Genomic DNA, 21,920 nt, shown 5'->3' with positions numbered 1-21,920 from the left:
ATCGATGCCTTGCGTGATAGATAGATGAAGCTCTCTTCTATCGGGTCAAGGAACCGCGTCATGCCTAGCGCAACACCCCAAGTCTCAAGCAGGTTGTTCGGCCTGTTTTGTCTGGCCAGCTATCTGCTGTCGCTGTCCTATGGCTCGACCTTCTTGCTGTCGCTATTGATCGGTTCCCGCGGTGGCAACGAGCACGATGCCGGCAGTGTGATTTCGGCGGCGATGCTCAGTACGTTTGCAGCGGTGATCGTCTCCGGGCACTTATCCGATTTGCTCGGCGCGGCGCGCTCGATTGCGCTGTTCGGCATTCTGCTGGTGGCTGCCAGCCTGGGCTTCGCCCTGGCGCCGGGCTTCGGCAATCTGCTGTTGTTTTTCGGACTCTTGCTGGGGCTGGGTTGGGGTGTGTTCTACACCCTCGGGCCGATCATCGTGGCGAGTCTGGTAACGCCTGCCCAACGCGCGAAATACTTTGCGCTGTTGTCGGGCAGCATGATGACCGGGATCGGCAGCGGTCCCTTGTTAGGGCGCGCCGCCAGTGCCCTCGGGTATCCGATCACCGCGGCGTTTTACCTCGCGGCACTGGCCAGCCTGATCGGCGTGTTGCTGTTCTGGCGGCTGGATTCGCAGCTGAAAAAAGCGCCCGCCCACTCGGCAGCGGTGTCGCGAATTTCCTGGCGTGCAGCAGCGCAAGTGCTGTCGTCCAGAGCGGTGTTCCCGATCATCATGGTCGGGCTTGGCGGTTGCGTTTTCGGCGGTCTGTCGAGTTTTCAAACCAGCTACGCGGCGGCGCGTTCACTCGACTATTCACTGTTCTTCCTCGGTTTCATGAGCGCAGCGATCAGCAGCCGCATGCTGATCGCCGGTTTCGTGGTCAAGCGCGACCCGTTCCGGGCGTCCTGCCTGCTGTCGGGCTTGATGATGGGCTCAATCCTGATGTTCGGGTTTGTCGTCGACGACGAGTTCAGCTACGTGCTGGCGGCGGTGATGCTCGGGGTCGGTTACGGGCTGACCTATTCGGTGATCAACGGCATGGCGGCCAACGAGGCGCCGAACGGCACCACCGCGCAATCCTTGCTGCTGTTCAGCCTGTCCTACTTTATCGGCGTGTTTGGCTTTCCGTTGCTGGCCGGGAAAATCATCGTGGAACATGGGATGGCGACGCTGTTGCTCACGGTGTTGGCGGTTGCTGTACTGAATTGGCTGATCAGCGTCGGCCGGCTGGTCTGGCGTCGAGCCGTTACCCACAAAGCGTTGCAGCAGGCCTAGACCGTTCGTCGTTCATCAGGCACCAATCCAAATCGGGGGCGGACCAATATCAGATAAGGAGTCTAATTAAATGGACCTATCCACATCCATGAAGAGGTAACCATGAACGTCGATAACAACCTTGAGAAAGAAGTCCTGACCCGTCTGCTGCATGCCCATCCAAGCGGTTTGGGCAAAGAGGTCCTGGACAATTACCGGGGGGAGAGAGTCGTGGCCAGCACCCTCGCCACGCTGCAGGATCGTGGATTGATCCAACAGGGTCATGTGACCTGCAACGAGGCCGGTGAGCACTCGTTGAACTTGCCGATCAAACTCAGTGCCGCAGGGGTTGAGGCGGCGCGCAAGCTGGACGTTTGACAAGACGAATCAGGTCGCAGTCGTGCGCGGCTGTGACCGTTTGAGAAACGCTACAAGCAGAAGGAGAAATCCCATGCCTCGTGGAAGTAAAGACAAGTACACCGCCGAGCAGAAACGCAAGGCCGAACACATCGAAGAGAGCTACGAGCACAAGGGTGTCTCGAAAGAAGAAGCCGAAGCCCGGGCCTGGGCGACCGTCAACAAGCAGTCGGGTGGCGGTGAGCGCAAAGGTGGGTCCGGACGCAAGAAACCGGCGAGAGCCAAGGCCGAAGATCGCCAGGAATCAGCTCGTCGTGCGGTGGCCAGCCGTGAAGGTCATTCGCGTAACAGCAAGGCTTCGCGCGAAACCCAGACCGTCGACAGCTTGATGAAAGAAGCCCGGGCGAAGAAGATTCCGGGACGGTCGAGCATGCGCAAGCAGGAGTTGATCGAGGCGTTGCGCAAGGCTGGGTAAGGCCAGTATTTTTTGTTGAATTTGGTGGCCCCATCGCGAGCAGGCTCGCTCCCACACTGGATCTGTGAACGACACAAATCTCCTGTGGGAGCGAGCCTGCTCGCGATGGCGGCCGATCAGGCGGCAAAGGTCTTGCGAATTAACGCATCCACCTCGGCAGTCCCAGGCGAAGTCGCCGGCCCCCAGCGAGTCACCGCCAACGCTGCAGCCGCATTCGCCCGCCGCGCCGCCTCACTCGCCGACAATCCTTGCGCCAACCCGGCCACAAATACCCCGGCATGCGCATCCCCCGCGCCATTGCTGTCCACCGCCTCAACCTTGAAACCCGGCACATGCCGGCAGTCTCCACCCTGACTGATCCAGCACCCTTGCGGGCCATCACGCACCACCATCAACACGTCGGTCGGCAGATGATCGGCCAACCGGTTCAACGCCTCGGCAATGTCCGACGCACCGGTAAACTTCAGCGCCTCGACGCTGTTGCTGGTCCACAAATCGATGCGCGCCAGCAAGGCTTGCATCAACGGCTCATCCGGCGAATCCACCAGCGGGCCCGGATCGAACACCACGTTGATTCCTCGTGGCAAATCCAGTACCCAATCCACCAGCGCCTGGGCTTTGCCGCCATGCAGCAGGCTGTAGCCGCTGACGTAGACGTAGTCACCCGCCTCGGCCGGCACGCTGGCCAAATCCTCGGCCGTCAGCTCACCTTCGGCACCGATATAGGAAATGAAACTGCGCTCGGCCGACGCCTCGGTCAACGCGACGCACAATCCCGTATCCCGTTCGGCGCAGTGAGTGATGCCAATCCGAATGCCTTCAGCCTTCATCGCTTCACGGGCAAGATCACCGAAACGCCCGGTGCCGTGGCGACCGAGGTAAACCACCGGCAAACCATTGCGCTGGGCGGCAGCCATCACATTAAAGCCGCCGCCCGCCTCGAAACTGGCGGATTGCGCCAGCACGTCGCCGCCCGAATGCGGCAGTTTATCCACGGCCATGACCAGGTCGATCATGACCTGGCCGGTGTGTAGCAATCTAGGCATGAGCATTCTCGGTCAACGCGGCGCGGCGATCCTTGGCGCCACCGAGTACAAAGTAAATCCCGCCAGCCACCAGGAACGTCACGATCCACCCGAGGCCGTTATGGCCCAGCCAGGAGTCGGACAGGAAGCCGCGGAACCACACGGTTTGTTCGGTCGTGCCGATGGTGGTGAAGCTGAAGCCCAGCGTGATCGCCAACGCCCACGCACCGAAGGCGCGCCACTCGACACCGCCGCTGTACCAGTAAGCGCTGCTCGGGCTGACGTCCAGCAGGTCTTTGGGGCTGTAGTAATGACGATGGATCAGGTCAACGACGAAGATCCCGACCCACGCGGTAATCGGCACCGCCAGCAGCGAAATGAAAGTGATGAACGGGCCGTAGAAACTGTCGGCGATCAGCATGAAATAGATCGAACCCGCGAAGATCGCGACGATGTCCACCACCACCGCGTAGACGCGTTTGACCTTCAAGCCGAGTGTCAGCGTGGTCAAACCGGCGGAGTACACCGACAGGTTGTTCGACAGCAGCAACCCGCCGAACGCGGTGATCAGGTACGGCACGGCCATCCAGGTCGGCAGCATGTCGCGGATCGCGATGATCGGGTCGGTGGCCGAGGCCAGGTCGTTGTTGCCCACTGACAGCAAGCCGCCGAGGGTGATCAGCAGCACCAGCGGAATCCCCGCACCAAACGCTGCCGACGCCACCAGACGTGCGGCTTTGACGCTGCGGTGCTGGTAGCGCGACATGTCGGCACCGGCGTTGGCCCAACCGATTCCGGTGCCTGCAGCCATGGTGCCGACGCCGATGATCATTGCGCTCAACGGGGCCGGCGTGGCGTTGAACACCGCGCTCCAGTCGATGGTGGCGCAGAGGAAACCGCCGACCAGAATGTTCAGCGCGCCGAACACGTAGGTTGCCCACTTCTGGATCACCAGCAAGGTGGCGTGACCGAGACCCGACACCGACAGGGTCAGCAGTACGAAAATCGCAATGAAGATCAACGTCAGCACGGGTGCGCTTTTGGCTTCCACCGGCGAGCCGAACAGGATCGAGCACAGCGACAGCAATACGAACGCGGCGGTGGTGGTGTTGACGGTTTCCCAGCCCAGACGCGACATCAGCGAGACCAGGGTCGGGCCGATGTTGCCGCGTACACCGAAGATCGCTCGCGACAACGTCAGGCTCGGGGCGCGGCCACGGCGACCGGCAATGGAGATGATCCCGACCACGGCGAAGGAGCCGGCAGCCCCCAGGATCGCGACGATGATCGCCTGCCAGATCGCCAAGCCGCGAAAGGCTACAAGGGTCGCGCCCAGCGGCAGGCCGAGGATGGAGATGTTGGCAGCAAACCAGACCCAGAACAGCTGCAGCGGATGACCGTTGCACTCCGCTTCCGGCACGGGCTCGATGCCTCGGGTTTCCAGTTGCCCGGCGCTTTGCCCGGCGTTTGATGAACTCATGTGAAATGCTCCTGTTGCCTTTGTTGTGGTTGTGGGCAATTGCGGAAATCGACATAACATCCCGGCGGTCCTGGCCGTGTTTGTGCTTTCCGTTGCGGGTTATCAAATCAAGTAGGCGGCGCGCCCATCGCGAGCAGGCTCGCTCCCACACTGGATCTGTGAACGACATAGATTCCCTGTGGGAGCGAGCCTGCTCGCGATAGCGTCAGTCCGATCGACGCAAAGCCAAGAGTCCTTTCACAAGGGGCTCTAGCTCCAGATCGTTAACGGTTTTGACCTTGTCGATCATCGCCGCCGGCCAACTCTCAAGGCCCAGGCAGGCCCCGAGCATGGCGCCGAGAATCGCCGCGATGGTGTCCGTGTCGCCACCCAGGCTCGCGGCCATGCACAGCGCTTCGAACGCGTTCATTTCACCAATGGCCACTTGCTGGGCCAGGGCAAACGAGACCACCACCGATTCCTGTGAAGCCACCGAAGTGCCGATCACGTCGTACATCAAATCCGCCAGCAATGCGTTGTCACTGTCGACGCTGATGGTCCGCGCCCAACTGATGCGCGAGGCAATGCGTCCGCCGGCCACCCAGTTACCGTGGCCTTCAGCTTGCAGAGCGATTTGCTGGCCGAGGTTCAATGCTTCGCCCAGGTCCATGCCGTTGATACCGGCCGAGACCACCGCCGCCACCGCCGCCGCGCTGGAAATGCCCAGCGTGGTGTTGTGGGTGACCTGGCAAGCCTGCACGACAGCGTTGATGAATCGCTCAGGATTAGCGACATCCGCCGCGATCCCTACCGGCGTGATGCGCATCGCCGCGCCATTGGTGGTGCCGTAGCGCCCCGCTTCTTCCGGCGAGTGGCCGGCGAGGATCATCTCGATGGCACGTTTGGTCGAAGGGCCGAGCAAGTCTTGCGAGCCCTTGGCTTGCATCGCGGCTTCCCATTCGATCAACCGTTGGGCGAGCAGCGACGGTTCGATCCGGCCCTCGCCTTCAACCAGCAATTGGCCGACCAGAATCGCCTGTTCGGTGTCATCGGTGATCGAGCCTTTGAGCATGTTGGCGGCGATCGGTTGATCGGGGCCTGCGTCTTCCAGGCCTGTGATTTCGCCGAAGCGCGCCTTGATCTCGGCGCGGCTCAGGGATTGGGTCGGCATGCCCAGGGCATCGCCCAGGGCCAGTCCGTAGAACGCGCCCAATGCACGATTGAGCGCGGTCACTTTGACTCTCCAAACTGCAAGTGCAGGCGAAAATGCACCGGATCGAGCAAGCTTTCGACCTGCTCCATGAAGCGGTTTTGCCGGTCGTAAGTGGTGCGCAAGGCCTTGAGGAACACCGTGCCCTCCGGACGACCGAGCAGTTCGGCGTCTTCGGCGTTCAAGGGTTCGGCGCCGATCCATTGATCGCCGCGTTCGCCGATATAGCCGTAGGCGGCCAGGGTGATGGTCAGGGAGTTGTCGATAAGGCCGACCCGCGGCAGGCTTTCCAGGCCTCCGGTGGCGGGCATCAATGAGCGTTCAAGGGAGACCAGTTTGCCTTCGTTGGAACGGCGGCGACGGTCGAGGGTGATGAATTGGTCGGTGCCGAAACGCGGCAACAGGTCAGGACGGGTGACCGCCTCCAGCCGCAGCACTTCGGTATTGATCAGCGCCCCGCTGTCGGCCAGGGCCTGGGCCCAGCCGCTGCGTTGATCGAGCACCACGCCGTCGAAGGTGACGATGGAACCCACCCCGCTTTGCGTCGCGATGTAGTTGCGCCGTTTCAATTCAGCCAGGGCTTCGCGCAGCGTGCCGCGGCTGACTTTGAATTCTTGAGCCAATTGATGCTCGCCCGGCAACAGAAAGCCGTCCTCCATGAGGCCGCTTTCGATGCGCCGGATGAGTTCGTCGACCACCCGTTGTTTCTTGTCAAATCGTACCTGTCTAATCATGTACAAAGAAATACCCGAAACGGGGTTGGGCGGGCAAGGGATATTTAGGGGAGGTGACGGGAGGATGAACCTTGAAAAGCGACCGCTGCGCGGTCAATCGCCAGCAGGCTGGCTCCCACAGGGGATTTGCGCCAAACACAAAAAATTGTGTTTAAACACAGACCAATGTGGGAGCGAGCCTGCTCGCGATGGCGTCGGCACATCCAACATATTTGTGTCAGACAAACCGCTTTCGCGAGCAGGCTCGCACGCACGCAGGTTTTAGCGTTGTTTGAGGCGGTCGATCACGACAGCTAACAGCAAGATCGAGCCGCGAATCACATACTGATAAAACGTATCGATATTCTTCAGGTTCATCGCATTCTCGATGATCGCCAGAATCAGCACCCCGGCAATCACATGCCGGATCATGCCGATCCCGCCGCTCAACGACACCCCGCCCAACACACAGGCAGAAATCACCGTCAGCTCAAAACCCTGGCCAATCATCGGCTGTCCGGACGTCATGCGCGACGCCAGGATCACCCCGGCCAACGCCCCGATCACCCCGTGCACGGCAAAGATAATGATCTTGGTCCGGTCAACGTTCACCCCAGCCAGCAACGCCGCTTCCTGGTTACCGCCGATGGCCATGGTGTTGCGCCCGTAGGTGGTGTAGTTCAGCAGCCAGCCGAAAAACAGGAAGCACACGATGGTGATCAGGATCGGCACCGGCACCCCCAACAACTGGCCGTTACCGAAGACGAAGAACTGCTCTTGCGACACGCCCACCGCTTTGCCGTTGGCGAAGATGTAAGCCAGGCCGCGAACGATCTGCATGGTTGCCAGCGTGGTAATCAACGCATTGACCCGCAGCTTGGCGATCACGATGCCGTTGATCAACCCGACGATCAGCCCCATGAACAGTGCCGCCACTACACCGAGAAACACGCTGTCGGTGTCGCGCATCACCACCGCGGCGACCACGCCGGCGCAGGCAATCACCGACCCCACCGACAAATCGAAGTGCCCGGACGCCAGGCAATACAACATGGTGCACGCGGCAATCCCCGTCGTCGAAATCGCCAGGCCCAGGCCACGCATGTTCAGCGGCGAGAGGAAGTTGTCGATCAGCAAGGTGCAGAGCACGAAGATCCCGACAGCCGCCAGCAGCATCACCCAGTCATCGAGAAAGCGCCGCAGGTCCAGAGGTTTGCGCTGGGTGGGTAAAGCGTTGTTTTGGATTGTCATAGTCACCTCTCAGTTCGCCACGCCGTCGGCGCGTTGGCGCGGCAAAGCCAGTTGCAGCAGGTTGGATTCATTGGCCTCTGCGCGAGAAAGCTCGCCGCGCATCGCGCCTTCGCAGAGCACCAGGATGCGGTCGGAAATACCCATCACTTCCATCAGGTCGCTGGAGACCACGATTACCGCGATGCCGCTGGCGGCCAGGTTGTGGATGATCTGGTAGATCTCGGCTTTGGCGCCGATGTCGATGCCGCGAGTCGGTTCGTCGAGCAGCAGCACTTTCATCGGCATCGACAGCCAGCGGCCGAGAATGGCCTTCTGCTGATTGCCGCCAGACAGGTACATGATTTTCTGCGCCGCGTTGGGGGTCTTCACTTTCAGCGCCTTGATCTGCTTGTCGGCGTTGTCTTTCTCCCACAGGCCACGCAACAGGCAGCCGAAGGTGGAATGGGCGCCGCGAGCGCTGATGTTGATGTTTTCGGCGACGCTGGCGAGCGGCAGGATCCCCTCTTTCTTGCGGTCCTCGGGACACAGCAGAATCCCGGCGGCAATCGCATCGCGGGGTGAACGCAACTTCAGTTCATGGCCGCGCAATTCCAGGCGTCCGGCGGTGTTGCGCTCAAGCCCGCTGAGCATGCGGAACAGCTCGGTACGACCGGCACCGACCAAACCGAACAGCCCGAGAATCTCGCCTTTGTGCACCTCGAAACTCACCGGCTCACGCAAACCCGGCCCCAGCAAACCATCGACCTTGAGCGCCACCGCGCCACGCTGACGGTGGCGGTAATCGTAGATGTCCTGAATGTCGCGACCGACCATGCAGGTCACCAACTGATCGTGAGTCAGTTCGCTCATATCCTCGAACGTGCGCACAAAGCGACCGTCCTTGAACACCGTCACCGCGTTGCAAATGCGGAACACTTCTTCCATGCGATGGGAGACGTAAAGCACCACTTTGCCTTCGTCGCGCAGGCGACCGATGATCGCCATCAAACGATCAATCTCCCGCGCCGACAGGCTGCTGGTCGGTTCGTCGAACGCGATCACATGCGCCCCACGGGACAAAGCCTTGGCGATTTCCACCAGTTGCCGCTGCCCGAGGGACAGGCGCCCTACTTTCTCTTGCGGATCGATTTCATCGGCCAGGCCCTTGAGGCAAGCCAGTGCCTGTTGCCGCAACGCGCCGCGATTGATCAGGCCGAAACTGGCCGGCAGATGACCGAGGAACAGGTTCTCTGCCACGGTCATTTCCGGGACCAGGTGCAGCTCTTGATGGATCACCGCGACGCCACTGCCGATGCTGTCGGCGGTGGACTTGAAGGCCATCACCTGCTCGCCGATCTGCAGGTCGCCGCTGCTTGGGGTATAAGCCCCGCCGAGGATTTTCAGCAGGGTCGATTTACCGGCGCCGTTCTCGCCCATCAAGGCGTGAACCTGGCCCGGGTGGGCGATGAAGCTGATGCCATCCAGCGCCTTCACCCCGGGAAAGGTCTTGCCGATCCCGTTGAAGCGCAAGCTGCCGCCTGCATTGTGTTGTTTTATTTTTGTTTGCGCGTGCATAACCACCTCATCACACAGATCAGGCAGCCCCGTCGCCAGGGCCACCGATGAAATCAACCGTGCCTCAGTTCCAGAGGCCGATCTTTTCCAGTTCCTGCTTGAAGTTCTCGCGAGTGATCAGCGTTACGTCATCCATCGCGGTGTACTTCGGCGGTTCTTTGCCGGTGGTGACCCAGTCGTGCATCATGCTGGCGGTGTTGTAGCCCTCGATGTGCGGGCTCGGCAGCATCGAGCCGAAGAAGCCGCTGTTGGCCTTCTTCAATTCGCCGATGGCGTCGGTGCCGTTGATGCCGATGCCGATCACATTGGCCGCGGCAAAACCGGCGCTTTCAGTGGCGCGCACGCCGCCCAGCACGGTGTTGTCGTTCATGCCGCCGATGATCAGGTTTTTCGCCGCGCCCGGCAGTTTCACCAGCGCCGAATTGGTGGCGTCCATGCTGCCTGGGACGTCGAGGGTTTTCTGTGCAGTGAAGAGGATGTGGTCTTTCGGGAAGCCGGCATCTGTCAGCGCCTTGGCCGAACCGTCGGTGCGCTTCTTGCCGGTGTCGAGTTCGTTGAAGGTGTTAATCACCGCGTAGGTTTCTTTCCAGTCCCAGCCGCGTTTTTTCGCTTCGGTGGCCATGGCATTGCCCTGTTTCTCACCGACTTCAAACGCCGCCATGCCGAGGTAAGGCACGTCTTCCATGAACTTGCCATTGGCATCGACGAAACGGTCATCGACCGCAATCACTTTCAAACCGTTGGTCTTGGCTTTGGCGACGATGGCCGGGCCGAGACCGACGTCCGGCGGGCAAATCACAAAGCCCTTGGCGCCGTTGGCTGCCAGGCTGTCGATTGCCGAGAGGGTTTTCTCGCCATCCGGCACGGCGATCTTGATCACGGTGAAGCCTTTGTCCTTGCCGGCCTTTTCAGCGAATGCCCATTCGGTCTGGAACCAGGGCTCTTCCGCCTGTTTGACCAGAAAACCGATCTTCACTTCCTCGGCCGCCAGCAACGAACTGCTCAGGCTGACCGCGGTGACCGCCAAAGCGGCACAGCACAGGGAACGGATCCCACGACGACGATTCATAAGCTGACTCCTTGTTATTTTTTTTGAGCGTTATTTGTAAGCCAATCAAACTGTGCAGCCAATAGTCATATCGTATGATGATTGGATTTCAGACGTAGTTCCGCGCCTGAAACCCGATTGACTCAGTCGTGGTACATGACCGAGCGACCGCCATCGATGGTGATGCACGAGGCATTGATAAACGGTGCTTCATCACTGGCCAGGAATACAGCGGTCATGGCGACTTCGATCGGCTGCCCGATGCGACGTGGCGGATGCAGATCGAAAGCGCGCTGACGCTCGGCATGCGGGTCCGCAAAACCGTTCCAGTAATCGACGTTCAGTTGGGTTTCGATATAACCCGGCGCGATGGCGTTGACGCGAATGCCCTTCGGCGCATATTCGATGCCCAGGGCGCGGGTCAGGCCGAGCAAACCGTGCTTGGCCACCGGGTACGGGAAGCAGCCGGGAATGATGTGCGTGGAATGGGTCGAAGCGATGTTGATGATGCTGCCGATGCCCTGCTCGATCATCTGCGGCAGCACCGCTTTGCAGCCAAACCAGGCGCCGTCCAGGTCGATGGCGAAGCAGCGGCGCCAGTCTTCCTCGGTCATTTCCAGCGGATCGCGGAACACATTGACCCCGGCGCAGTTGACCAGCACATCGATCCGTCCGTGAAGCTCAATTGCCAGTTTGGCCATGGCGTGCAGGTCTTGCTGGTTGGAAACGTCAGCCTTGACTGCCTGCACGTCGAAGCCTTTGTCCCGCCAGTGGGCCGCGACTTTTTCGACTTTCTCACCCTGGATATCGCTGATGATCAGCTTGGCCTGCTGGGAAGCGAAGGTCGCGACAATCGCCTCGCCGATACCCTGAGCAGCACCAGTCAGCAGCACGACCTTGTTTTTCAGGCGCTCACCCTTCGGCGGTTCGGGCACCGGTGGCAAGGAAAGAGGTTCAGCCATGGATCAAGACTCCTTTTCGAAGGCACGACAAAAACCGGGCATCTGTCGATGTCCGGTCAAAAGGCTTTTTGGAAAATCGCTGCATCACTTCACCTGTTTTGTTTTTTTAAGTGTGAGTGCGTGTAACTGATGGAGCCGACTATAAACCCGACTGCCAAATAATCTCAATATATAATTTTGCATCCCATATTTTGGGACTTAACCCGCGAACCGCGTACAGGTTTTTCCGGGCACATCGACTCGAATCGACAGCAACGCGCCGTCCAACGCATGGTTGAGCGGGCTCGCGGCGCAGGTGATGTACAGGGTTTTGAGGTCTTCACCGCCGAATACGCAACTGGTGGGGCGGCTGATGGGCAGCTCGATCACGCGATCAACCTGCCCGTCCGGGGTCAGCCTGAGCAAGCAACTGCCATCCCAACGGGCGTTCCAGATATAACCCTCGGCATCCATCGCCGAGCCATCAGGACCGCCTCGCTCATGGGGCCCGAACCAGACGTGGGCCGGGTCAAGGTTGCCGTCGGTGCGGATGAAGTACTGGTAGAGCGTGTTGTCGAGGCTGTCGGCGAAATACACGGTGGTCGCGTCGTCGCTCCACAGCAACGTGTTCGGGATGCCCAACCCGCGAAGCAACGGCGTGACCCGAGCATCGCGATCGATGCGAAACAGGCCACCGGAACGCCGCACAATAGGCACGTCTTCGCCCTGCTCGCCGATGTTGTTCTGCATGGTGCCGAGCCAGAGGCGGCCCTGAGCATCGCAGCGGGCTTCATTGGCGCGATTGCCGGGTTGCGGATCGGCGACGCAGAGCAAGGTCAATCGTGGTTCCAGGCCGGGGGAATCCAGATCGAGTCGATACACGCCGCTGTTCAACGTCACCAGCGCATCGCCGCTTTCGCAGGGGATGAAGGCGGACACGTGCTCGGGCATCTGCCAGATCTGCACGTTGGCGCCAATCAGCCGCAGCGCCTGTTGACCGGCAATATCAACCCAGTACAACGCCTGGGTCGGCGCGTCCCAGAACGGGCCTTCGCCCAGTCGTGCCCGGTGTTCGGTAACCGCAGTCCACTCCATGAAACCTCCTGCGTTGTTCTTGTTTTTTATGTGGGAGCGGGCTTGCTCCGGGCGGCGTTCCGACGAAGGCGTCGATACATTCAACATTACGGTTACCTGACACACCGCCTTCGCGAGCAAGCCCGCTCCCACAGGGTTTTGTATTGTCAGCTGGCCTTCTTGTCAGCCATGACTTGCGGGTAGAAGCGTTTGATGGCCAAGTCAGCGTTATCGATCAGGGTCATGCAGGCCCAGACTCCCCGCGCGGCATCCCGGGCGGCGATGGCCTCGGCCATGTCTTTGTGAATCGGTAGCGTGCGGCGCAGTTCGTCCGGGTCGGCGGCGGACACTTCGAACGACACCGCCAGCAGCGCGCCGAGGGCCGGGACCATTTGTTCGATGAATTGATTGTGGCTGGCAGCGAGGATGCACTCGTGGAAGAACTGGTCGGCACGGTTGTAATCGATCCCGCTGTCCACTGCCCGCTCCAGTGCGTTGTAAGCCTGAAGGATGGCGTGAACCTGCTCGACGGTAGCGCGCTCGCAAGCCCAGCGTACAGCCATGGGTTCGATAGTGCGACGCAGGTCGAGCAAGTCGTCGACGAAGTTCTCCGGCAAGCCGCTGCGCGACAGCCAGCCGACGACTTGCGGATCGAAAAGGTTCCAGCGGCGCACCGGCAACACCCGCGTGCCGACCTTGGGCCCGACCTCGAGCATACCCTTGGCGACCAGGGTTTTGATGGCCTCGCGGATAACCGTGCGGCTGACACCGAGCTGCTCGCCCAGGTCGGCTTCGACCTTGAGCGTCTCACCTGGCTTGACCTGCCCCGTGGCGATCCAGCAACCCAGCCAATCGACCGTCGACGCATGAAAACTGCTGGACATGGACACCTCGATTCAGGGACGGCACAAAGCCGTTCGCAATGGGTGCCCACGCTAATCATCATACGATTGAGTGTCAATTTGAATTTTTCGATCTGATTGCATTCAGACGAACAATTTGAACGAACCCACATTGTGACCTACGGTTAGCCGCGACAGATCAAGCAGTCAATAGCATCTGTTCCACTCAAGTCCGCTATCGACAGGTATAAGCATGAACATGGATGCGTCTACGCAATACCCGATTGTTTTGGTCCACGGTCTTTTTGGCTTCGATAAAATTGCCGGTTATCCCTACTTCTTCGAGATCAAGGAAGCTCTGGAACATGCCGGGGCCACGGTGTTTTCCGTCAACATTCCAGCCGTTAACGGAAACGAGGAGCGCGGTAAAAAACTGCTCGAACACGTCGATCGCCTATTGCGGGAAACGGGAGCTGCCAAGGTCAATCTGATCGGCCATAGCCAAGGTCCGTTGGCGGCACGTTACGTAGCGGCGCTACACCCGGAAAAGGTCGCATCAGTCACTTCTGTCAGTTGCCCCAATCATGGCTCCGAGATTGCCGACCAATTGCATAAGGCGCTGACGCCTGGTGAGCTGCCCGAAGCGCTCGTACTCGCCCTGTTCAAAGCAGTCGGCACCTTCATTTCGCTGATCAGCGACCATCCGGAAAACCCTCAGGACCCTCAAGCGGCCTTCGAGTCCCTGACTAGCGCGGGGTTGGCTGCTTTCAATCGCAAGTACCCGCAAGGGGTACCGAAACAATGGGGTGGGGAAGGTAACGAAATTGAAAACGGTGTGTACTACTACTCCTGGAGCGGGATCGTACAAAAATTTCAAAGTCTGCAACCGCTCGATCCGTCCCACTTGAACTGTATCGTGCTGTCGAAGTTATTTTATAAAGAGAAACACGCCAACGATGGGCTCGTTGGACAGTACAGCTCGCACTTGGGCAAAGTTATTCGTTCGGATTATCCGATGGACCATTTCGACGCAGTCAATCAAATGGCCGGGATCACGAGTTGGAACGTAAGCCCGGTCCGCCTCTATCTTGAACATGCGGCTCGGCTTAAGGACAAAGGCTTGTAGGTAAAAAAATGGCCCGCTTGATTAGCGGGCCATTTTCCAGAACACAACAACCCGGCGAATTACGGCTCAAGCCCGATGGGAAAGAACTCGCCAGCGCTCCACACACCTAACCAGCGCTGCCCGTCAATCTCGCGGGTGACGGCCAGCTCCACCAGTTGGTAGAACACGTTGCGGTGGATCAGGGCGTCGAGGTTGGTGCGCACATGCACGTAGGGCGCAGGTTCTTGCGTGACCGGGTCAATCACCACGCGCATGGGGTGTTCGGGGCCGGCCTCGGCGGTCTCGTCAACATTGGTGGTAAAGCGCAGGACCTGGTTTTCACCCTCGCCTTCGACATCCACGGCAATCGCCACGAAGGGCGCATCGTCGACCTTGATGCCAACCTTCTCGACCGGGGTGATGAGGAAGTAATCGTCACCATCGCGACGGATGATGGTGGAGAACAGCTTGACCATCGGCTTGCGCCCGATCGGCGTTCCCAGGTAATACCAGGTGCCGTCTCGGGCGATTCGCATGTCGATGTCGCCGCAGAAATCGGGGTTCCACAGGTGGACCGGCGGCAAGCCTTTGGTTTTGGGGATTTGCCCCAACAGGTCGTTGGCTTTTTGCGGGCCACTCATGGCGCTCTCCTTTTGAATTACTGGTCGCTGAGCCCCAGCAGGCTGCGCGCGTATTGTTCCAGCGGCGGGCCCATCAGGTCTTCTGGCTTTTTGTCGTGGAACGTCAGTAAACCGCCACGACCCTTGATACGTGCAGTATCAATCAAATACTGGGTGCTGGTCTCGATCAACATGATCTGAATCACGCCGCCATCGATACCGAGGCGATCCAGGGCTTCCTGATCAAGCCACTCGTCCGAGTTGCCGATACGGTCATCAGACTTGGCGAACCGGGTATAAAGCAGGTAATGGGCACCGGCGGCACGAGCTTCGCCCATGGCTTGATCAAGACCTTCCGGGGCACGGGCGCGGCGGACCATGGGGAAGTATTCCACAAAGCCATCGAAGGCGACTTCGGCAATCACGTTAGGTCGTGGGTAGACAGTACTGCCTGGCGGCACAAAGGCGCCCTGGGCGATATAGACGAATGAGTCCGGTTGGATGCGCAGGTTGTTCACACGGCGGCTGTCGCTATGGTCGAGCAGCCCCGCGTCGCTCATGTGGTAGCGAGTCCCTTCAGCCAGATCGCTGACATTCATGCAGCCACCAAGCGCCAAAACGGCCAGCAGCAAAACCAGGCTACGCATCCTACCCTCCAGAGGCCGGTGACGGAAAACCGGCGAATGGCCATGGGATGCAGCTTCCGCGCCAGCTCATGAACGATGTCGTCTGTTCAAACGCAATCGCGGGCAAGCCCGCTCCCACAGGGTTAGTGCAAATCCTTGTGGGAGCGGGCTTGCCCGCGATGAGGCCGGATCAGCCGCCAATGATTTTCATGATGGTCGCGCCACCGGAAAATGCCACTTCCTGCTTATCGCCCAAGGCTTTCACCAAGAGTCTCTGCAAGGCGGGCAACGCTTGATGACGGGGCTTGTCCAGCAGGTCGCCGACATAGTGGCGGTTGCTCGACGACAGGCAGCCATGCAGCCAGCCCGTAGAGGACAGACGCAGCCGCGAACAGGTGCGGCAGAAAGGAACGCTTTCGTTGGCGATAACGCCGAAGTAGCCCTGACCCGGAATCTGGTAACGCACGGCGGTGGCGTCTACTGGCGCATCGGCCTGAAGGTATTCGTAGCGCTCGCCGATCAGGCTGAGCAACTGCTGAAGGCTGACAAACTGCTGCAGGAAAGCATTCGAGTCGCTGGCCAGATGGCCCATGCGCATCAACTCGATGAAGCGAAGCTCATAGCCGCGCTCCAGACAGTAATCGAGTAGCGGCATCACTTGATCGAGGTTCTGCCCACGCAGCGGCACCATATTGACCTTGATCTTCAAGCCGGCGGCGCTGGCCTGATCCATACCGTCGAGCACAGTCGCCAGATCGCCGCCACGGGCAATGCTGCGAAAAGCGCTGGCATCCAGGGTATCGAGGGAAACGTTGATGCGACGAATGCCGGCATCCACCAGCAGTGGCAGCTTTTTCGCCAGCAGCTGACCGTTGGTGGTCAGGCTGATGTCCGCCAGGCCCATCTGCCCGACAGCAGTCATGAAGGTTTCGAGTTTGGGGCTGACCAGCGGTTCGCCGCCGGTGATGCGCAAACGCTCAATGCCGGCGGCTTCGATCAGATAGGCCACGCCACGCGCCATGGCCTCGGCCGACAATTCATCCTGCGCAGCGACCAATCGCTTGCCGTTGGGCACGCAGTAGGTACAAGCGTAATTGCAGGCTGAAGTCAGACTGATTCGCAAATTGCGAAAACGCCTGCCTTGACGGTCAACGATCATGGACTACTCCGGCGGAAGAATATTCGGACCGCTAAAACTTGACTCACAAATCAAGTTTTAGCAAGTCCTATGCCTGAGTATATTCCTGCGGTACTGCACCACGTAGCGAAATCATGGCGCAATAAGGCAACTGAATGGTTCAGCTGCTCGGGGTGTCGGTATCGCGCTTGCGTTTGTTGCCCATGCGTACGCCGATATCCATCAGGAACTGGAAGAAACCTTCCTGATCTTCCAGCACATTGCTCCAGAACGGCGAGTGATACAGCGCCACGGCGCCGTGCACCAGCGCCCAGGATGCGCAGTAATGGAAGTAAGGCGGAACGTCTTCGAGTTTGCCTTCGCTGATCCGGCCCTTGATCAGCAGGGTCAGACGTTCGAAGTTCGAGGCACGAATCTTGTGCAGCTCCTCGACCATCTCCGGCACCTGATTGCCCTTGACCACCTTTTCTTCCAGGCGATCGAACAACCGATAGCGTTGAGGGTCGCGCATGCGGAATTCGAAGTAGGCCCGGGACAGGGCTTCCTTGTCCTTGTCGACATCGGCCGAATGCAACAGCTCGTTCAAATCGCGCTCGTAATCGAGCATCAGGCGCAGATAGATCTCGGCCTTGGATTTGAAGTGCTTGTAGATCGTGCCTTTGCCGATACCGACGGCATCAGCAATCATCTCGACGGTGACACTGTCTTCACCTTGATCGAGGAACAGCTTGAGCGCGGTATCGAGAATTTCTTGCTCGCGGCGACGAAACTCACGGACCTTACGAGGTTCTTTATGCATAAGAAAAGGTCTGTAGGGGTCAAAATTCGAAGCCGCGTATTATGCCTAACTTGCGCAAAAATGCACGGATCATCCGACCATATATGTGTTTCTTGATGAATTCCGGCAGCCTCGCAGATGAATGAGAACTCAACCGAAGCGCCCGTATTCCAAATTTGTTTAAAAACCGGCGCCGGCAAACTGGACTCGGCGCAATACTGATCAATACTTCAACTGTCGGCGGGACATCTCCCCCAAGTGTTGCGCCGATATAGGTACCAACGGACCGCGTGCCTTTGTTTTACTCCTAATGGTCTTAACCCGGATTCACCCCCCAGAACCCGGGTTTTTTTTGCCTGCGATTTAGCCTTTCACATGCGCCAACGGAAACAGGCGCTTGAAGTTCTCGGTGGTTTGCTCGGCAAACCGCTCGTAGGGCTCACCTCGCAACATTGCCAGAAATTCCGCTACGTCGCGCACGTACTGCGGCAGGTTCGGCTTGCCGCGATGAGGGATCGGCGCCAGGTAAGGCGAGTCGGTTTCCACCAGCAATCGGTCCGCCGGCACTTTACTGGCCACGTCACGCAGAGCATCGGCATTGCGGAAAGTGACAATCCCGGACAAGGAAATGTAATACCCCATGTCCAGCGCCGCTTTGGCCATGTCCCAGTCTTCGGTAAAGCAATGCAGCACGCCCGCCTGGGGCAGCGCCGCTTCACGCAGGAGGTTCAACGTATCGGCGCGGGCACCACGGGTGTGGATGATCACCGGTTTGCCCGTCTGCTGTGCCGCTTGCAGATGCAGGCGAAACGACTCCTGCTGCAACTCTGCCGCTTCCGGCTCGTAGTAATAATCCAGGCCCGTTTCACCGATCGCGACCACACGCGGGTGGTTGAGCTCGCGCAACAGCCAATCCAGTGCTGGCGCGGCGCCCGGTTGCACGTCCAGCGGATGCACGCCAACCGAACAGTCGACGTCGTCGTAACGTTCGGCCAGGGCTTTGACGTCGGCAGCATTCTCGACGCTGACGCCGATACACAGAAAGTGCCCTACCCCGCGCTGACGGGCCGCATCCAGTGCAGCATCCAGGGAGCCGTCGTGGGCGGCGAGGTCGAGGCGATCAAGGTGGCAATGGGAATCTACGAGCATAAAAGGGCTGCAACTTACATCGTATGAGTGGGACGGTCGGACTTCAGGGCTCCGGCCAGATGGGTTTCGATTCGACTGCGCGCGGTATTGTCGCCTTCGTTGAATTGTACGCCGACGCCGGCGGCCCGGTTGCCCTGCGCACCTTTGGGGGTGATCCAGGTGACCTTGCCGGCGACCGGAATCTTCTCCGGCTCGTCCATCAGGTGCAACAGCATGAATACCTCATCGCCCAACTTGTAACTCTTGTTGGTCGGGATAAACAGGCCACCGTTCTTGATGAACGGCATGTAGGCCGCGTAAAGCACGGACTTGTCCTTGATCGTCAGGGACAAAATGCCGTTTCGCGGCCCCGGATTGACGAGTTCATTCATGCTGACCTCCGTTGCAGATGCTCAGAGTCTAGGCACAGTCGGTCACTTCTGGGTAGGCAAACCCACCCATTGCACCAACAGCGCCTCCAGCAACAACACCCGATTGAGGTTGGCTTTGCTCATCACTTTCTGGCGCTGGGCGAGAATCCAGTCCTGAATATTCAGGACTTTGTCCTGGCCGGCTTTCTGCGCCAGGTACTGAATCACCTTGCGCATGTCCGCCAATCCCAGCCCTTCTTCATCCTGAGTCAGCTGATAGCGCAGGATCAGGCTCGACCAGTCGCAGAACCAGTCGAACAGCAGCAACAGCGGAATCGCATTCCAGCCTTCGGCCAGTTGCGTCGGCGACTGTTGTTGCTTGAGTAACTTTTTCACGCCATCGACCACCAGCGCCCGCTGCTCGCGCACGCCCTGGGTCTGCAAGTTGACGGCGGCCAGTGGCGAACCGGCGGCCAGGGTCAGCAACTCGATGCGCTCTTCTTCCGAGCAATCCGGCAAAGCTTTCGCCAGCCACGCAAGACTCATGGCTTCGCTCGGCAGCGGACAGGCCTGCTGCTGGCAGCGACTCTTGATCGTCGGCAGCAAACGACTGGTCTGGTGACTGACCAGCAGCAACACCGTATCACCGGACGGTTCTTCAAGGCTTTTGAGCAAGGCGTTGGCGGCGTTGATGTTCATCGACTCGGCCGGCTCGATCAGCACCACTTTGCGACCGCCCATCTGCGCGGTCTGAACCACGAAGCTGACCAGATCACGAACCTGATCGACCTTGATCGCCTTATCGGCTTCTTCCGGTTCCAGAATGTAGTTGTCGGGGTGACTGCCGGCCTTGAGCAACAAGCAGGATTTGCATTCGCCGCAAGCATCGTGGGCGGCGCTCGGCCGCTGACACAACAAACTGGCCATCAAGCGCTCAGCCAGTGCACGCTTGCCGATCCCGGCCGGGCCATGGAGCAGATAGGCGTGGGCATGTTGTTTGCGACCGGCCAACTGCTGCCAGAGACTGTCCTGCCACGGATAGGCTTCAGCCACGGGTCAACTCCAGCAGACGCGGCAGCAAAGCATCCAGTGCCTGCTGAACCTGCGCCAACGGCTGGGCGGCATCGACCAGGACATAACGCGCAGGATCCGCTTCAGCACGTTTGAGGAAAGCACTGCGCACCGCATCAAAAAAGGTTCGGCCTTCGAGTTCGAAGCGATCCAGGCGACCGCGAGCACTGGCGCGGGCCAGGCCCACTTCCACCGGCAGATCGAAAATCAACGTCAGGTCCGGGCGCAGATCGCCCTGGACGAAGGCTTCCAGCGTCGCGATGCGCTCCAGCGACAGGCCGCGACCGCCCCCCTGATAGGCATAGGTCGAATCGGTAAAGCGATCACACAAGACCACAGCACCGCGGGCCAGTGCCGGACGAATCACCGCGGCCAGATGCTGGGCTCGCGCGGCGAACACCAACAGCAACTCGGTGTCGGGGTTCATGACTTCGTCAACCGGCGCCAGCAACACTTCGCGGATCCGCTCGGCCAACGGCGTGCCGCCTGGTTCGCGAGTCAGCACGACCTCGATACCCGCGGCGCGCAGGCGCTCGGCCAGGTATTCGCGATTGGTGCTCTTGCCGGCCCCTTCCGGGCCTTCCAGGGTAATAAACAAGCCAGTCACAGGCAGTCCTTAGTCAGAGTCATTGCGGGCTTTGCGGCGCGGCTGCATTCGGTTCGGGCGCGGCTGCGGGTTCTTGAGCGGGTTCTTGCGCCGGCTCCGGAGATGGCGACGGGTCAGGCGCTTGCGGCTCTGGTGGCGCCGTCTGAGCAGGCTCTTGCGACGGCACTTGCGGCACAACCTCGAGGACTGTGTCGGGCGAAGCCGCCGGAATCGGTGCCTGCTCATCCGCCGCCTCTGGCGCAGTGGTTGGCGCCGGACTGGAGCGATAGTCGGCACGGCGCTTGATCTGGAACTCACGCACAGCGTTATTGTGCGCGTCCAGATCATCGGAGAACACGTGGCTGCCATCACCACGCGCAACGAAATAGAGGCTATTGCCCGCCACCGGGTTCAGCGCTGCATGAATCGCTTCGCGGCCGACCATGGCGATCGGGGTCGGCGGCAGTCCCGAAATCACGTAGGTGTTGTACGGCGTCGGTTCCTTGAGGTGGGCGCGAGTCAATTTGCCGTTGTAACGATCACCGAGGCCGTAGATCACGGTCGGATCAGTCTGCAACAACATGCCCATTTCCATACGCCGTACAAACACGCCAGCGATTTGCCCGCGCTCCTGCGGCACGCCGGTTTCCTTCTCCACCAGCGAGGCCATGATCAGCGCCTGATAGGGTTCGGTGTAAGGCACGTCAGCGGCGCGCTGGCTCCACTCCTTGGCGAGGACTTCATCAAGACGGTCGTAAGCTTTTTTCAGCAGCTCGACATCGGTCATGCCGCGCACGAAGCGATAGGTGTCAGGGAAGAATCGCCCTTCCGGAAAAATCCCGCTGTGACCGAGTTTGTCCATCACCTCGCTGTCACTCAAACCGTCGAGGGTCTTTTCGAGTTTTTCATCCTTGGCCAGAGCAGCGCGGACCTGATGGAAATTCCAGCCCTCGACCAGAGTCAGGCTGTACTGAACCATTTCCCCGCGTTTCCACAGGTCAATCAGGCCTTCGACGGTCATGCCGGGCTGCATGCGGTACTCGCCCTTGTGCAACGGTTGCTTGGCGAGATTGAAGCGCCAATACACCCGCAGCCAGAAAGCGTCCTTGATGACGCCATCGGCTTCGAGTCGATAGAAGGTGCGGGTCGGTGTCGTGCCTTTGGGCACTTCCAGCAGCTCTTCCTGGGTGATGTTCAGCGGCTGTTCCAGCGCCGAATGGATTTTCCAGGCAGAAGCGCCCAGACACAGCCCTGCCAGAACCAATCCGGTTTCCAGCAGCAGCAAGAATTTACGTCTCACGTA

Annotated in this window: 23 protein-coding genes; 4 read left to right on the top strand and 19 right to left on the bottom strand. The window is 59.7% G+C overall.

Annotation, left to right across the window (positions count from 1 at the left end; all coding sequences use genetic code 11):
• Positions 1 to 60 precede the first annotated feature (60 nt).
• From DFS28_RS24410 to DFS28_RS24400, 3 genes are all read left to right on the top strand, one after another.
• Positions 61 to 1,266: an MFS transporter gene (locus DFS28_RS24410; protein ID WP_111451796.1), complete on the top strand. Its 1,206-nt coding sequence runs from the start codon at positions 61 to 63 to the stop codon at positions 1,264 to 1,266.
• Positions 1,267 to 1,368: 102 nt separating this feature from the next.
• Positions 1,369 to 1,623: a hypothetical protein gene (locus DFS28_RS24405; RefSeq protein WP_111451795.1), complete on the top strand. Its 255-nt coding sequence runs from the start codon at positions 1,369 to 1,371 to the stop codon at positions 1,621 to 1,623.
• A gap of 73 nt (positions 1,624 to 1,696) precedes the next feature.
• A complete protein-coding gene (locus tag DFS28_RS24400) occupies positions 1,697 to 2,077 on the top strand; it encodes a Rho termination factor N-terminal domain-containing protein (RefSeq protein ID WP_111451794.1) in 381 nt (126 codons plus the stop codon).
• 116 nt (positions 2,078 to 2,193) lie between these two features.
• On the opposite strand, the gene DFS28_RS24395 is transcribed toward DFS28_RS24400, so the two are convergent.
• The 10 genes from DFS28_RS24395 to DFS28_RS24350 all read right to left on the bottom strand — a co-directional run bounded on the left by DFS28_RS24395 (position 2,194) and on the right by DFS28_RS24350 (position 13,236).
• Positions 2,194 to 3,123, bottom strand: coding sequence for a PfkB family carbohydrate kinase (locus tag DFS28_RS24395; protein WP_111451813.1), 930 nt, complete (start codon positions 3,121 to 3,123; stop codon positions 2,194 to 2,196).
• Positions 3,116 to 4,582, bottom strand: coding sequence for a cytosine permease (locus DFS28_RS24390; RefSeq protein ID WP_111451793.1), 1,467 nt, complete (start codon positions 4,580 to 4,582; stop codon positions 3,116 to 3,118). The genes DFS28_RS24395 and DFS28_RS24390 overlap by 8 nt, the downstream gene beginning before the upstream one ends.
• Before the next feature lie 205 nt (positions 4,583 to 4,787).
• Positions 4,788 to 5,795 (bottom strand): ADP-ribosylglycohydrolase family protein, encoded by a 1,008-nt coding sequence (locus DFS28_RS24385; RefSeq protein WP_111451792.1) that lies wholly within the window; start codon positions 5,793 to 5,795, stop codon positions 4,788 to 4,790.
• Positions 5,792 to 6,505 carry a GntR family transcriptional regulator gene (locus DFS28_RS24380; RefSeq protein ID WP_008152295.1) on the bottom strand — a complete coding sequence of 238 codons (714 nt, stop codon included), beginning with the start codon at positions 6,503 to 6,505 and terminating at the stop codon, positions 5,792 to 5,794. The genes DFS28_RS24385 and DFS28_RS24380 overlap by 4 nt, the downstream gene beginning before the upstream one ends.
• 261 nt (positions 6,506 to 6,766) lie before the next feature.
• Positions 6,767 to 7,735 (bottom strand): L-arabinose ABC transporter permease AraH, encoded by a 969-nt coding sequence (araH, locus tag DFS28_RS24375; RefSeq protein ID WP_111451791.1) that lies wholly within the window; start codon positions 7,733 to 7,735, stop codon positions 6,767 to 6,769.
• Positions 7,736 to 7,744: 9 nt separating this feature from the next.
• Entirely contained in the window at positions 7,745 to 9,289 is a 1,545-nt protein-coding gene (gene araG, locus DFS28_RS24370) for an L-arabinose ABC transporter ATP-binding protein AraG (RefSeq protein WP_111451790.1), read from the bottom strand.
• Between the two features lie 64 nt (positions 9,290 to 9,353).
• On the bottom strand, positions 9,354 to 10,358 hold the full coding sequence (locus DFS28_RS24365; RefSeq protein ID WP_111451789.1) for a substrate-binding domain-containing protein: 1,005 nt from the start codon (positions 10,356 to 10,358) through the stop codon (positions 9,354 to 9,356).
• A gap of 122 nt (positions 10,359 to 10,480) precedes the next feature.
• Positions 10,481 to 11,299: an SDR family oxidoreductase gene (locus tag DFS28_RS24360; protein ID WP_111451788.1), complete on the bottom strand. Its 819-nt coding sequence runs from the start codon at positions 11,297 to 11,299 to the stop codon at positions 10,481 to 10,483.
• 198 nt (positions 11,300 to 11,497) lie between these two features.
• Complete coding sequence (locus DFS28_RS24355) at positions 11,498 to 12,373, bottom strand: SMP-30/gluconolactonase/LRE family protein (protein WP_111451787.1); 876 nt, start codon at positions 12,371 to 12,373, stop codon at positions 11,498 to 11,500.
• A 146-nt stretch (positions 12,374 to 12,519) separates the two neighbouring features.
• On the bottom strand, positions 12,520 to 13,236 hold the full coding sequence (locus DFS28_RS24350) for a FadR/GntR family transcriptional regulator (RefSeq protein ID WP_008152308.1): 717 nt from the start codon (positions 13,234 to 13,236) through the stop codon (positions 12,520 to 12,522).
• A 211-nt stretch (positions 13,237 to 13,447) separates the two neighbouring features.
• Here DFS28_RS24350 and DFS28_RS24345 point away from each other — a divergent pair, with 211 nt between their 5' ends.
• A complete protein-coding gene (locus tag DFS28_RS24345) occupies positions 13,448 to 14,320 on the top strand; it encodes a triacylglycerol lipase (RefSeq protein WP_111451786.1) in 873 nt (290 codons plus the stop codon).
• Between the two features lie 59 nt (positions 14,321 to 14,379).
• Here the strand turns inward: DFS28_RS24345 and DFS28_RS24340 are convergent, their stop codons facing one another.
• From DFS28_RS24340 to mltG, 9 genes are all read right to left on the bottom strand, one after another.
• The gene (locus tag DFS28_RS24340; RefSeq protein ID WP_111451785.1) at positions 14,380 to 14,940 is read right to left on the bottom strand and encodes a DUF1285 domain-containing protein; all 561 of its coding nucleotides are present in this window, start codon (positions 14,938 to 14,940) and stop codon (positions 14,380 to 14,382) included.
• A gap of 17 nt (positions 14,941 to 14,957) precedes the next feature.
• A complete protein-coding gene (locus tag DFS28_RS24335) occupies positions 14,958 to 15,566 on the bottom strand; it encodes a DUF4823 domain-containing protein (RefSeq protein WP_033056964.1) in 609 nt (202 codons plus the stop codon).
• Positions 15,567 to 15,735: 169 nt separating this feature from the next.
• A complete protein-coding gene (locus DFS28_RS24325) occupies positions 15,736 to 16,704 on the bottom strand; it encodes a GTP 3',8-cyclase MoaA (RefSeq protein ID WP_046049083.1) in 969 nt (322 codons plus the stop codon).
• Positions 16,705 to 16,843: 139 nt separating this feature from the next.
• Positions 16,844 to 17,482 carry a TetR/AcrR family transcriptional regulator gene (locus DFS28_RS24320; RefSeq protein WP_008152317.1) on the bottom strand — a complete coding sequence of 213 codons (639 nt, stop codon included), beginning with the start codon at positions 17,480 to 17,482 and terminating at the stop codon, positions 16,844 to 16,846.
• A gap of 342 nt (positions 17,483 to 17,824) precedes the next feature.
• The gene (locus tag DFS28_RS24315; RefSeq protein ID WP_111451783.1) at positions 17,825 to 18,610 is read right to left on the bottom strand and encodes a TatD family hydrolase; all 786 of its coding nucleotides are present in this window, start codon (positions 18,608 to 18,610) and stop codon (positions 17,825 to 17,827) included.
• A 14-nt stretch (positions 18,611 to 18,624) separates the two neighbouring features.
• A complete protein-coding gene (locus tag DFS28_RS24310; RefSeq protein ID WP_008152321.1) occupies positions 18,625 to 18,981 on the bottom strand; it encodes a PilZ domain-containing protein in 357 nt (118 codons plus the stop codon).
• 42 nt (positions 18,982 to 19,023) lie between these two features.
• The gene (locus DFS28_RS24305; RefSeq protein ID WP_111451782.1) at positions 19,024 to 20,013 is read right to left on the bottom strand and encodes a DNA polymerase III subunit delta'; all 990 of its coding nucleotides are present in this window, start codon (positions 20,011 to 20,013) and stop codon (positions 19,024 to 19,026) included.
• Entirely contained in the window at positions 20,006 to 20,638 is a 633-nt protein-coding gene (tmk, locus tag DFS28_RS24300; RefSeq protein WP_111451781.1) for a dTMP kinase, read from the bottom strand. The genes DFS28_RS24305 and tmk overlap by 8 nt, the downstream gene beginning before the upstream one ends.
• A 19-nt stretch (positions 20,639 to 20,657) precedes the next feature.
• Positions 20,658 to 21,917, bottom strand: a complete 1,260-nt coding sequence (gene mltG / locus DFS28_RS24295) for an endolytic transglycosylase MltG (protein ID WP_111451780.1) — start codon at positions 21,915 to 21,917, stop codon at positions 20,658 to 20,660.
• Positions 21,918 to 21,920 lie beyond the last annotated feature (3 nt).

The sequence above is a fragment of the Pseudomonas sp. 478 genome, from assembly GCF_003254125.1.
In the GTDB taxonomy this organism is placed as follows: domain Bacteria; phylum Pseudomonadota; class Gammaproteobacteria; order Pseudomonadales; family Pseudomonadaceae; genus Aquipseudomonas.
Note: the sequence above shows the minus strand (reverse complement) of the source record. Positions and strands in the feature narration are given on the sequence as shown.

Bases quoted from the DNA above. Each gene is read 5' to 3' on its own strand.
- DFS28_RS24410 (WP_111451796.1), top strand. From the start codon at position 61: ATGCCTAGCGCAACACCCCAAGTCTCAAGCAGGTTGTTCGGCCTGTTT.
- DFS28_RS24405 (WP_111451795.1), top strand. From the start codon at position 1,369: ATGAACGTCGATAACAACCTTGAGAAAGAAGTCCTGACCCGTCTGCTG.
- DFS28_RS24400 (WP_111451794.1), top strand. From the start codon at position 1,697: ATGCCTCGTGGAAGTAAAGACAAGTACACCGCCGAGCAGAAACGCAAG.
- DFS28_RS24395 (WP_111451813.1), bottom strand. From the start codon at position 3,123: ATGCCTAGATTGCTACACACCGGCCAGGTCATGATCGACCTGGTCATG.
- DFS28_RS24390 (WP_111451793.1), bottom strand. From the start codon at position 4,582: ATGAGTTCATCAAACGCCGGGCAAAGCGCCGGGCAACTGGAAACCCGA.
- DFS28_RS24380 (WP_008152295.1), bottom strand. From the start codon at position 6,505: ATGATTAGACAGGTACGATTTGACAAGAAACAACGGGTGGTCGACGAA.
- araH (WP_111451791.1), bottom strand. From the start codon at position 7,735: ATGACAATCCAAAACAACGCTTTACCCACCCAGCGCAAACCTCTGGAC.
- araG (WP_111451790.1), bottom strand. From the start codon at position 9,289: ATGCACGCGCAAACAAAAATAAAACAACACAATGCAGGCGGCAGCTTG.
- DFS28_RS24365 (WP_111451789.1), bottom strand. From the start codon at position 10,358: ATGAATCGTCGTCGTGGGATCCGTTCCCTGTGCTGTGCCGCTTTGGCG.
- DFS28_RS24360 (WP_111451788.1), bottom strand. From the start codon at position 11,299: ATGGCTGAACCTCTTTCCTTGCCACCGGTGCCCGAACCGCCGAAGGGT.
- DFS28_RS24355 (WP_111451787.1), bottom strand. From the start codon at position 12,373: ATGGAGTGGACTGCGGTTACCGAACACCGGGCACGACTGGGCGAAGGC.
- DFS28_RS24350 (WP_008152308.1), bottom strand. From the start codon at position 13,236: ATGTCCAGCAGTTTTCATGCGTCGACGGTCGATTGGCTGGGTTGCTGG.
- DFS28_RS24345 (WP_111451786.1), top strand. From the start codon at position 13,448: ATGAACATGGATGCGTCTACGCAATACCCGATTGTTTTGGTCCACGGT.
- DFS28_RS24340 (WP_111451785.1), bottom strand. From the start codon at position 14,940: ATGAGTGGCCCGCAAAAAGCCAACGACCTGTTGGGGCAAATCCCCAAA.
- DFS28_RS24335 (WP_033056964.1), bottom strand. From the start codon at position 15,566: ATGCGTAGCCTGGTTTTGCTGCTGGCCGTTTTGGCGCTTGGTGGCTGC.
- DFS28_RS24325 (WP_046049083.1), bottom strand. From the start codon at position 16,704: ATGATCGTTGACCGTCAAGGCAGGCGTTTTCGCAATTTGCGAATCAGT.
- DFS28_RS24320 (WP_008152317.1), bottom strand. From the start codon at position 17,482: ATGCATAAAGAACCTCGTAAGGTCCGTGAGTTTCGTCGCCGCGAGCAA.
- DFS28_RS24315 (WP_111451783.1), bottom strand. From the start codon at position 18,610: ATGCTCGTAGATTCCCATTGCCACCTTGATCGCCTCGACCTCGCCGCC.
- DFS28_RS24310 (WP_008152321.1), bottom strand. From the start codon at position 18,981: ATGAATGAACTCGTCAATCCGGGGCCGCGAAACGGCATTTTGTCCCTG.